The sequence below is a fragment of the Kineosporia sp. A_224 genome (assembly GCF_002198655.1).
GTDB lineage: Bacteria > Actinomycetota > Actinomycetes > Actinomycetales > Kineosporiaceae > R-H-3.
The window spans coordinates 1-10,611 of record NZ_MWLN01000007.1 but is presented as its reverse complement, the minus strand read 5'-3'; the positions used below and the strand labels follow the sequence as shown (position 1 = coordinate 10,611).

Sequence of the window (10,611 nt, the reverse complement as noted above, 5' to 3'; positions counted from 1 at the left end):
CACCCGTCGCCCCGGCGACGGGTGCCGCGGCGACGGGTGCGGCGGCCACCGGCGCGGCGACCGGTGCGGCGACCGCGGCAGGCGTGGCGACAGTCGCCGTCGGGCGCCGGGGCGTCTCGACGGCGGGGACCGGCGGGACGACGTCCGCGACCGGGACGACGTCCGGCACCGGTGCGGCGGCCGGGACGTCCACGTAGGGCGCCTCCGCCACGACGTCCTGCCCGTCGCGCCGCCGGGAGCGGCGCGACACGATCATCTGGGTGTCGGCCTCGGGAGCGGCGTGGCCGCCGTGTCCGCCCTGACCACCGGCCTGACCCTGGCCCCAGGCCCGCGCGCCGACGACGTCCGCCCAGGAGGCGTCGTCGTCGTGCACGCGCGCGGGACCGCCGCGACGGCGTCGCGCGGGTTCGGTGCCGGGGTCCGGGTCGCTCACGTCGTCACACCTCCAGGAGCTCGGACTCCTTGTGACGCAGCAGCTCGTCGATGGTGTCGACGTGCCGCTTCGTCGAGGCGTCGAGCTCCTTCTCCGCGCGGGTGACCTCGTCCTCGCCCGCCTCGCCGTCCTTGACGATGCGGTCGAGCTCCTCCTTGGCCTTGCGGCGGATGTTGCGGACCGAGACCCGCGCGTCCTCCGCCTTGTGCTTGGCCATCTTGATGTAGTCCTTGCGGCGCTCCTCGGTGAGCTGCGGGAGCACCAGCCGGATGATGTTGCCATCGTTCGACGGGTTGACGCCGAGGTCGCTGTCGCGCAGCGCCTTCTCGATCGCCGTCATCGAGCCGCGGTCGTACGGGTTCACGATCATGACGCGCGCCTCGGGCGTCTGGAACGACGCGAGCTGCTGCAGCGGGGTCGGCGCACCGTAGTAGTCGACCATGATCTTGCTGAACATCGCGGGGTTCGCCCGGCCGGTCCGGATGGCCGAGAAGTCCTCCTTGGCCACCTCGACGGCCTTGTCCATCTTCTCCTCGGCCTCGAGGAGGGTGTCGTCGATCACCGTCGCTCCTTCGTCTCCGGGCGGGGGGCCGCCCGGTCACTGCCGGGACGCTCCCGAGCCGGGGCGTCCGTGTCCTGAGTCGTCGTCCGGTCCGTGCGGGTTCGCTACCTGTTCCTACCCGGCGGTGACGAGCGTCCCGATCCTCTCACCCCGGACGGCGCGCGCCACGTTGCCCTCACCCTCCATGCCGAAGACGATCATCGGCAGGCGGTTGTCCATGCAGAGGCTGAACGCGGTCGCGTCGACCACCTTGAGCCGCTGGCGGAGGGCGTCGGCGTACGTGACCTCCTCGAGCTTGCGGGCGTCGGGGTCCGTGCGCGGGTCGGCCGTGTAGACGCCGTCCACGCCGTTCTTGCTCATGAGGACGACGTCGGCCTTGATCTCGAGCGCACGCTGCGCGGCCGTGGTGTCGGTGCTGAAGTACGGCGCCCCGAGGCCGGCGCCGAAGATGACGACCCGGCCCTTCTCGAGGTGGCGGATCGCCCGGCGCGGGATGTACGGCTCGGCGACCTGGCCCATCGTGATGGCGGTCTGCACCCGGGTGTCGATACCGGCCTGCTCGAGGAAGTCCTGCATCGCCAGGCAGTTCATGACGGTGCCGAGCATGCCCATGTAGTCGGCGCGGGCGCGGTCCATGCCGCGCTGCGCGAGCTCGGCGCCGCGGAAGAAGTTGCCGCCGCCGACGACGACCGCGACCTGCACGCCCTCCCGGACGACGACCGCGATCTGCTCGGCGAGACGGTGCACGACGTCGGGGTCGACGCCGAGCTTGCCGTTGCCGAAGACCTCGCCGGAGAGCTTGAGGAGCACCCGCCCGTAGCGCGCGCCGGAGCCCTCGGCGTCCAGGTCGTCCAGCTGCTCAAGGTCCACGGTCAGTCCCTCCGCGGTCATGTCCACTCCGCCCCGATCGATCGTGCCGGCTGTCTCGCCCTGTGGTCCGCGGGCCAGTCTGCCGCACTCCGGAGGGTGCTCGGCGCGCTCCGCCCCCACCGGTCGCCCGGACGGCCCTCCAGCGGGCCCGGCAGGGCCCGGACGACGGACGGCGGTCGCACCCCAGGACCGGGTGCGACCGCCGCCGTCATGCTCGGGCGTGCCTGTCGGTGGTGCTCAGGCGCCGACCTTGAACCGGGCGAAGCCGGTCGCTGCGACGCCGGCCTCCTTGAGGAGCTGCTGGATCGTCTTGCTCGGGTCCTTCGCGAACTTCTGCTCGAGGAGCACGTTGTCCTTGAAGAACGCGTCGACCCGGCCGGTGACGATCCGCTCGATCGCCTGCTCCGGCTTGCCCTCCTCGCGGGACTTCTGCTCCGCGACGCGGCGCTCGGTCTCGACGACGTCGGCCGGCACGTTCTCGCGGGTGAGGAAGCTCGGGCCCATCGCGGCGGCGTGCATCGCGACGTCGCGCGCGACGTCCGACTCGCCGTCGACGCCCACGAGGACGCCGATCTGCGGGGGCAGGTCGGGGCTCGTGCGGTGCAGGTACGTCGCGACGTGCGGCGCCTCGACGCGAGCCACGCGGCGGATGACGATCTTCTCGCCGATCGTCGCGTTCTTCTCGATGAGGAGCTGCTCGACCGACTTGCCGGGCTCGATCTCGCTCGACAGGAGCGCGGCGGCGTCCTCGGCCTTGATCGCGACGGCCTGCTGGAGGACCTGGTCGGCGAGCGCGACGAACGGCTCGGCCTTGGCGACGAAGTCCGTCTCGCAGTTGATCTCGACGAGGGTCCCGACGCCGTTCTCGACGTGGGCGGCGACGAGGCCGTTGGAGGCGTTGCGGTCGCCGCGCTTCTCGGCGCTGGCCTGGCCCTTCACGCGGAGGAACTCGACCGCCTTCTCGAAGTCGCCGTCGCTCATCTCCAGGGCCTTCTTGCAGTCCATCATCCCGGCGCCCGTCTGGTCGCGCAGGCGCTTGACGTCAGCAGCGCTGATGTTCGCCATGACTTTCGTGACTCTCCTGTCCGAATGGTGTGCAACGAGTCTGTGCGCGGACGACGCGCCCCGTCGAGGCGTTAACGCCCGGGGCCGCCGGAGACTTCCGGCACGGTGCTCCCGCCGGTCCGGCCCCGGGCGCGTGGCCCGGGACCGGACCGGACAGGTCGTCCGTCGTCCGCGATGGGCTCCGTGAGGAGCCCGGACGTCAGGCCTGCTCGGTGCTCTCGGCAGCGACCTCGACGGGAGCCTCGGCCGGAGCCTCGGCAACAGCCTCGGCCTCGGCAGCGACCTCGGCCGGGGCGTCGGCGACGACCTCGGTCTCGGCAGCAGCCTCGACGGGAGCCTCGATCGGAGCCTCGACCGGCGCCTCGGCAGCAGCCTCGGCGACGGGCGCGTCGGCCGGCGTGAGGAGCTCGCGCTCCCACTCGGCGAGCGGCTCGTCGACCGCGACGGCGCCGGCCTCCGGCTTCGTCTCGCTGCCGCGCGAGCGGGCCATGAGGCCCTCCGCGACGGCGTCGGCGACGACGCGCGTGAGCAGGGTGACCGAGCGGATCGCGTCGTCGTTGCCCGGGATCTTGAAGTCGACCTCGTCGGGGTCGCAGTTCGTGTCGAGGATCGCGACGATCGGGATGTGGAGCTTGCGCGCCTCGTCGACCGCGAGGTGCTCCTTCTTCGTGTCGACGATCCACACCGCGCTAGGGACCTTCGCCATGTCGCGGATGCCGCCGAGGGTCTTCTCGAGCTTGTCCTTCTCGCGACGCAGGACGAGGAGCTCCTTCTTCGTCATGCCGGAGCCGGCCACGTCGTCGAAGTCGAGGAGCTCGAGCTCCTTGAGGCGCTGGAGGCGCTTGTGCACGGTCTGGAAGTTCGTGAGCATGCCGCCGAGCCAGCGCTGGTTGACGTAGGGCATGCCGACGCGCGCGGCCTGCTCGGCGATGGGCTCCTGGGCCTGCTTCTTCGTGCCGACGAAGAGGATCGTGCCGCCGTGGGCGACGGTCTCCTTGACGAACTCGAAGGCGCGGTCGATGAACGACAGCGACTGCTGCAGGTCGATGATGTAGATGCCGTTGCGCTCGGTGAAGATGAAGCGCTTCATCTTCGGGTTCCACCGGCGGGTCTGGTGCCCGAAGTGGACGCCGCTCTCGAGCAGCTGGCGCATGGTGACAACAGCCATTGCTGGAAGCACTCCTGTCGGCGCCTGCCGGAGTTCACCGGCTCGAAGGCGCCTGTCGGTTCCTCACGCCGTCCGGGCGGACGGCGTGCCTGGCGCCTGCGGTCGCACCGCACCGGAGACCCACCCGAGGATGGTCACCGGACCGACGGTGCGCCCCGCCGCGTGAGCGGCGGTCTGCGGGCGCGCGAAGTCGACCGGACGAGCCGGCCGTGAGGGCATCGTACGCCGGGGCACGGTGGGCGACCAAAACGCCGCGCGCCGTGAGCACCCCGCACGGCCGCGGCGCCCGGCCGCGGGCCGTGCGGGACGCCGTCCGGGCTCCGTAGGCTGCGCGCATGGCCGACGCCGACCGCACCCCCGCCGCTGCCGCGACCGCCCCGGTGCGGGGCCGCTGGCGCGAGATCGCCCGCCAGTCCAACCTGCTCGGTGCCGACGGGACGCTCGCCTCGACGATCTTCGCCGAGATGAGCGCGCTCGCCGCCCGGACCGGGGCCGTGAACCTCGGCCAGGGCTTCCCCGACACCGACGGGCCGCGCAGCATCCTCGACGGAGCGGTGGCGCAGATCCTCGGGGCGAACAACCAGTACCCGCCCGGCCGCGGCGTCCCGGCCCTGCGCCGCGCGGTCGCCGAGCACCAACGCCGCTTCTACGGGCTCGAGGTGGACCCGGACACCGAGGTGCTCGTGACCGCCGGCGCGACGGAGGCGATCGCCGCGTGCGTCATGGCGCTCGTCGAGCCGGGCGACGAGGTCGTCACGCTCGAGCCGTACTACGACTCCTACGCGGCGTCGGTGGCGCTCGCGGGCGCCGTCCGCCGGACGGTGCCGCTGCGCTTCCCCGACTACCGGCTCGACGTCGACGCGCTCGCGGCGGCGGTGACGCCGCGGACCCGGCTCGTCCTGCTCAACAGCCCGCACAACCCGACCGGGCACGTGCTGGGCCGCGCCGAGCTCGAGGCGGTGGCGCGGGTCGCGGTCGAGCACGACCTGCTCGTCGTCACCGACGAGGTCTACGAGCACCTGACGTTCGACGGGATCGAGCACGTACCGCTCGCGACGCTGCCGGGGATGGCCGGCCGGGTCGTGACGATCTCGTCCGCGGGCAAGACGTTCTCCGTGACGGGCTGGAAGGTCGGCTGGGTCGTCGCCTCCAAGGAGGTCGTCGACGCGGTGACGACCGTCAAGCAGTTCCTCACGTACGTCAACGCCGGGCCGTTCCAGCCGGCGGTCGCCGACGCGCTCGCGCTCGGCGACGACTTCTACACCGGGGTCGCGACCCGGCTGCAGGCCGGCCGGGACGCGCTCGTCGAGGGGCTGCTCGACGTCGGGTTCACCGTGAGCGTGCCGCAGGGCACGTACTTCGTCGTCGCGGACGCCGCCCCGCTCGGGTACGCGGACGGTCTGACGCTGTGCCGCGAGCTGCCGGAGCGGGCCGGGGTCGTCGGGGTGCCGGTCCAGGTGTTCCACGACGACGTCGAGGCGGGGCGGTCGCTCGTGCGGTTCGCGTTCTGCAAGCGGCCCGAGGTCATCGCGGACGCCGTCGCGCGGCTCAAGGCGCTGCACCGGGGCTGATCGGTCCGCGATGTCGGCACGAGCCTGACCGGATGTCGAACTGGTCAGCCGACTGCGACTGACATCTGTACGCGCTCGACCCGTCCCCAGTGTCGGGTTTCGTCCCACTGTCCACAGCCGGGGCATCGGGCGCGGCGGGCCGGGGGCGTCCCGGGGCAGGCTCGCCGCATGCCTGGTCACCCCCTCCTCCTCGCCCTCGCAGCCGCAGCCGCCGTGGCGCTGGGTGCCGTCTCCTCGGCGCCGGTCGCGACCCCTGCCGAACCGGGTCCGGCCGCGCGCGGGCTGCCTGCCGCCGCACCGGCGGGCGGGGCGCCGNGGGCGGGGCGCCGGCGGCGGGGGTGGCCGGGCTCCCCGACGGTGCTGCCGCGGCGGTGAACGCCCCCACCGCACCCGCCGCGGCGGCACCACCCCAGAGGTCCGCCCGGGTCCCGGGGCGCGCGGGGCCGCCGGGCGCGGCCCCCGCTCCCGGCCACGGCTGGCGCTGGCCGCTCGCACCCGTGCCCCGGGTGGCCCGCCCGTTCGACGTCGGGCCCTTCCCGTGGTCTCCGGGCCACCGGGGTGTCGACCTCCGACCCGCGTCCGCGGCGCCCGGAGCGCCGGTGCTCGCAGCCGGGCCGGGCGTGGTGCGCTTCGCGGGGGTCGTCGCCGGCCGCGGGGTGGTCTCCGTCGACCACGGTTCCGGGATCCGGACGACGTACGAGCCGGTCACGGCGGGCGTCCGGGCCGGGGCGGTGGTGGCCGCCGGGCAGCCCCTCGGCACGCTCGCCGCCGGCGGCCACTGCACCCCGGATGCGTGCCTGCACTGGGGCGCGATCGTCGACGACCGCTACGTGGACCCGTTGACGTTGCTGCGGCCGCGGGAGCCCCCGGTACTGCTGCCCGTCCCGGGTGCCGGGATCCGGGCCGGCTGACCCCGACCGTGGCGCACGGTGCGTCCGCGGGCGGCACGCGACGCCGGACGGCATCGGCCGAGCACGACGTCTCGTATATTGATATTTGATTCTTGAATAGCGAGACGTCGTCCTACGCTCGACCCACCCTGCCGAGAAGGAGCCGAGCGCATGCGCCCCGAGCCCGCACCAGCCCCCAGCTACGTCCACGGTCACGCCGAGCCGGTGCTCCGCTCGCACCGGAGCCGGACGGTCGACAACTCCGCGGCCTACCTGGCGCCGTACCTGCGGCCGGGGGCGTCGGTGCTCGACGTGGGGTGCGGCCCGGGCACGATCACGGCCGACATCGCGGCCCGGGTGGCGCCCGGCCGGGTCGTCGCCGTCGACCCGGCCCCGGACGTCGTCGCCGCGGCCGGGCGCACCGTCGCGGAGGCCGGCGCGACGAACGCGGTCGTCCTCGTCGGTGACGTCTATGCACCGCAGGTCGCGCCGGGCGTCGACGGACCGTTCGACGTCGTCCACGCGCACCAGGTGCTCCAGCACGTCCCGGACCCGGTCGGGGCGCTGCGCCGGATGCGGGCCCTCTGCGCGACCGACGGGGTCGTCGGCGCGCGGGACGCGGACTACGCGGCGTTCACCTGGTTCCCCGAGGTCCCGGCGCTCGACGACTGGCTGGCCCTGTACCGCCGGCTGGCGCGCGCCACGGGCGGCGAGCCGGACGCGGGCCGCCGCCTCCTGTCGTGGGCGAGGGCCGCCGGGTTCTCCGAGGTGACGGCGTCCGCGTCCCTCTGGTGCTACGCGACCCCCGAGAGCCGGGCCTGGTGGGGCGGCCTGTGGGCCGACCGGATCGTCGGGTCGGCGATCGCCGACCAGGCGCTCGCGTCCGGCGAGGCGACCCGGGCCGACCTGGAGCGGATGCGCGCCGGCTGGCTCGAGTGGGCGACCGCCGACGACGGCTGGTTCGTCGTCCCGCACGGCGAGATCGTCTGCCGCCCCTGAGCCGTCGCCGTGGGAGGGCGCACCGAAGGGCCGGCCCCGTGGCGGGGCCGGCCCTTCCGACGGGCATGTCGCGGGGTCAGCTGACCTCTTGCAGCTTGGCGCGCAGCTGCAGGACCGCCTTGGTGTGCATCTGGCAGATCCGGGACTCGGTGACCCCGAGGACGCGACCGATCTCGGCGAGCGTGAGGCCCTCGTAGTAGTAGAGGGTCACGACGATCTTCTCCCGCTCCGGGAGCTGGTTGATCGCCCGGCTGAGGATGAACTTCGTCTCCTCGGTCTCGAACGCCGTGACCGGGTCCTCGGCCTTGGTGTCCTCGAGGGTGTCGACGAGCGAGAGCTTGTCGCCCTTCTCGCCGCCGACCGTGAGCAGCTCGTCGAGCGCCACGACGTTGACGTAGGACACCTGGCTGAAGATCGCGTGCAGGTCCTCGAGGGCGATGCCGAGCCGCTCGGCGACCTCGGCCTCGGTCGGGGTGCGGTGCAGCTCCCCCTCGAGGGACGCGTACGCCCGCTCGACCTCGCGCGCCTTGTAGCGGACGGACCGTGGGATCCAGTCGATCGCCCGGAGCTCGTCGATGATCGCGCCGCGGATCCGGGAGATCGCGTACGTCTCGAACTTGATCGCGCGTTCGATGTCGAACTTCTCGATCGCGTCGATGAGCCCGAAGATCCCGTACGAGACGAGGTCGGCCTGCTCGATGTTCGGCGGCAGGCCGACACCGACCCGGCCCGCGACGTACTTGACGAGCGGCGAGTAGTGCAGGATCAGCCGCTCGCGCGTCGCCGGGTCACCGTCGGCCTTGAACCTCTCCCACAGCCGGCGCAGGGCCGCCTCGTTCGCAGCGACTGGGTCTGCAGCGTCGTCGTCCACCGGCGCAACGTCGGCGACCACGGCTGCCCCCTTCTTGAGGTCAGGCCCGCGGGTGGGCCTGCTGGTAACTGGCACGAAGCCTCTCCACCGAGACGTGCGTATAAATCTGGGTCGTCGACAGCGTAGCGTGACCAAGCAACTCCTGAACGCTACGAAGGTCCGCGCCGCCGTCCAGAAGGTGCGTGGCAGCCGAATGACGTAGCCCATGTGGCCCAATCGGAGGAGTCCCCTCCACCGCGGCGACCAGCCGGTAGACCGCGTCGCGGGCCTGACGGGGGTCCATCCGCCGCCCGCGGACCCCGACGAAGAGCGCCTGCTGTCCTGCGGCGCCCGGGCGCGTCGCGGCCGCGAGGACCGGACGCCCGTCCTCGAGCCACTCCCGGACCGCCTGCCCGGCGGGTACCCCGAAGGGCACGACCCGCTCCTTGGCCCCCTTGCCGAGCACCCGGACGGTCCGCCGCGCGTCGTCGACGTCGTGCACGTCCAGCCCGGTCAGCTCGGACACCCGGATCCCCGTCGCGTAGAGCAGCTCGACGACGGCCCTATCCCGCAGCGCCAGGGCGTGCGCGGTCGCCGCGCGCCGTTCGTCGACCGCAGCCGTCGGCCCGTCGGACTGCGGGCCTTCGGCCGCGTCGTCCGACGGCCCGGGGCTGTCCGGGGCGCCGTGTGGGCCCTGCGGAGTGCCGGCGCCCGCCGGGGACCGGTCCGTCGTCCCGTCGGCGCGCCGTCGCGCCTCGTCCATGAGCGCGAGGGCCTGCCGCTGCCGGAGCACGTGCGGGAGCGGCCGGCGGGCCTTCGGCGAGCGGAGCCGGCCGCCGGGGTCGTCGACGGCGCGGCCGGTGCGCCGCAGCCAGCCGGTGAACGCGCGGGCGCTGGCACCGCGGCGCGCGATCGTCGTGCGGGCCATCCCCTCGGCGGTCATCGCGGCGAGCCAGGCCCGCAGCACGGTGAGGTCGAGGTCGGCCGGGTCCTCGATGCCGTCGGCCGCAGCGAACGCGAGGAGCGCCCGGACGTCGCCCAGGTACGCCCGCACCGTGTGCACCGACCGGCCGCGCTCGATGGCGACGAACCGCTCGAACCCGGCGACCGCGTCCAGGGCCGCCGGCGACAACGCCGGCGACAACTCCGGCACAGGCTCCGGCACCGGTCCCGGCGACGGCTCCGCGGGTACCTGGCGCGCGGCCCCTCGGCCGGTAAGAGGGGCGGACGGCGCGACGGGGCCCGCGGCCGGACCTGCCGCAGGCCCGGCCCGTCCCCGGTCGGTGGCCACGACACCACCGTGGACCCCGGTCGGGAGTCTCTCAAGCAGCCGCGCCGCCCGCCCGGCCGCCGGACGCCCTACGGTGCGCGACACGACGGACCGCTTCGGCCGGCGCTGCACCCCGCCGTCAGACCTGCGGCAGGGTCGTCCGCTGATCGGTCTGTCAGCGCCGAGCCGTCGTGCCACCATCCACTCCATGACGAACAGGCCCGGACGGCGAGCCGTCCTCGTCGGCGGACTGCTCGCCGCCGGGGTGCTGGCGGGCGGCGCGGTCGCCGGTCGCGCGGCGTTCGGTCGACGCGGAACGGGCGGCACCAGAGGCGGACCAGCGGTGGGCCCGGACGACGGCGGACTGGTCGGACCGCTGCGCGGGATCGTCGGGAACGGCCGGACCCCGCTGCTCCGGACGACGTTCGACGACGACGCAGGCTGGGCGACGGTGGCTGCCGCCCTCGAAGGCCGATCCCGCGACGGCGGCTGGGGCAGCCAGGAGGAGAGCCTCGTCGACGCGGTGGTGGACCGCCGCTACGAGAACCTTGACGTGGTCCGCTTGGCCGGCGCGTGGCCGGACGACCTGCTCGGCTACGTGATCGTCGCCGATGACCGGACGATGGCCGAGGTCCGCGCGGCCGCCTCGACCAACACGGTGAGCGTGCTCTACGTCGACCTCTGGAGCGAGCGTGGCAGCACGTTCCGGATCGCCGTCGACCAGGTCCCCGACGTCGCGATGAATCTGTTCATCGCCAACATGGACTTCTTCGAGTTCGCCGACGCCGCCGGTCCGGACGGGGTGTTCCGCGGCTTCCCGTCAGACCCGGACGAGTAGCCGCCCCGACCGCAGCGCCTCGCGGCCGGCCCGGCAGCCTGCCGGCGGCGCAGCGGCGGCAGGTGCCGTCATCCGGCCGGGGCGCCGGCACCCCG

At 73.8% G+C, this 10,611-nt stretch carries 10 protein-coding genes and 1 pseudogene; 4 read left to right on the top strand and 7 right to left on the bottom strand.

Annotated elements, in window-relative coordinates; translation table 11 throughout:
• The 5 genes and pseudogenes from EDJALFJO_RS00165 to rpsB all read right to left on the bottom strand — a co-directional run.
• Positions 1–433: pseudogene (locus EDJALFJO_RS00165) on the bottom strand (hypothetical protein); the annotation flags it as partial.
• Between the two features lie 4 nt (positions 434–437).
• Positions 438–995 (bottom strand): ribosome recycling factor, encoded by a 558-nt coding sequence (frr, locus tag EDJALFJO_RS00160; RefSeq protein ID WP_088281000.1) that lies wholly within the window; start codon positions 993–995, stop codon positions 438–440.
• A gap of 114 nt (positions 996–1,109) precedes the next feature.
• Positions 1,110–1,886 (bottom strand): UMP kinase, encoded by a 777-nt coding sequence (gene pyrH / locus EDJALFJO_RS00155; protein WP_088281004.1) that lies wholly within the window; start codon positions 1,884–1,886, stop codon positions 1,110–1,112.
• 216 nt (positions 1,887–2,102) lie between these two features.
• Complete coding sequence (tsf, locus tag EDJALFJO_RS00150; protein ID WP_088280998.1) at positions 2,103–2,930, bottom strand: translation elongation factor Ts; 828 nt, start codon at positions 2,928–2,930, stop codon at positions 2,103–2,105.
• A gap of 199 nt (positions 2,931–3,129) precedes the next feature.
• A complete protein-coding gene (gene rpsB / locus EDJALFJO_RS00145; RefSeq protein ID WP_088280996.1) occupies positions 3,130–4,098 on the bottom strand; it encodes a 30S ribosomal protein S2 in 969 nt (322 codons plus the stop codon).
• A 335-nt stretch (positions 4,099–4,433) separates the two neighbouring features.
• Between rpsB and EDJALFJO_RS00140 the strand changes: the two genes are divergently transcribed.
• From EDJALFJO_RS00140 to EDJALFJO_RS00130, 3 genes are all read left to right on the top strand, one after another.
• On the top strand, positions 4,434–5,669 hold the full coding sequence (locus EDJALFJO_RS00140; RefSeq protein ID WP_088280994.1) for a pyridoxal phosphate-dependent aminotransferase: 1,236 nt from the start codon (positions 4,434–4,436) through the stop codon (positions 5,667–5,669).
• A 338-nt stretch (positions 5,670–6,007) separates the two neighbouring features.
• Positions 6,008–6,580 carry a M23 family metallopeptidase gene (locus tag EDJALFJO_RS36190; RefSeq protein ID WP_088280992.1) on the top strand — a complete coding sequence of 191 codons (573 nt, stop codon included), beginning with the start codon at positions 6,008–6,010 and terminating at the stop codon, positions 6,578–6,580.
• A gap of 150 nt (positions 6,581–6,730) precedes the next feature.
• On the top strand, positions 6,731–7,558 hold the full coding sequence (locus EDJALFJO_RS00130; protein ID WP_088280990.1) for a methyltransferase domain-containing protein: 828 nt from the start codon (positions 6,731–6,733) through the stop codon (positions 7,556–7,558).
• Positions 7,559–7,634: 76 nt separating this feature from the next.
• On the opposite strand, the gene whiG is transcribed toward EDJALFJO_RS00130, so the two are convergent.
• Both whiG and EDJALFJO_RS36050 read right to left on the bottom strand, forming a co-directional pair.
• Positions 7,635–8,450, bottom strand: coding sequence for an RNA polymerase sigma factor WhiG (gene whiG, locus EDJALFJO_RS00125; RefSeq protein WP_088280988.1), 816 nt, complete (start codon positions 8,448–8,450; stop codon positions 7,635–7,637).
• A 19-nt stretch (positions 8,451–8,469) separates the two neighbouring features.
• The gene (locus tag EDJALFJO_RS36050; protein WP_304441260.1) at positions 8,470–9,561 is read right to left on the bottom strand and encodes a tyrosine recombinase XerC; all 1,092 of its coding nucleotides are present in this window, start codon (positions 9,559–9,561) and stop codon (positions 8,470–8,472) included.
• A 325-nt stretch (positions 9,562–9,886) separates the two neighbouring features.
• Here EDJALFJO_RS36050 and EDJALFJO_RS00115 point away from each other — a divergent pair, with 325 nt between their 5' ends.
• The gene (locus tag EDJALFJO_RS00115) at positions 9,887–10,516 is read left to right on the top strand and encodes a hypothetical protein (RefSeq protein ID WP_143448189.1); all 630 of its coding nucleotides are present in this window, start codon (positions 9,887–9,889) and stop codon (positions 10,514–10,516) included.
• The last annotated feature ends 95 nt before the right edge of the window (positions 10,517–10,611 follow it).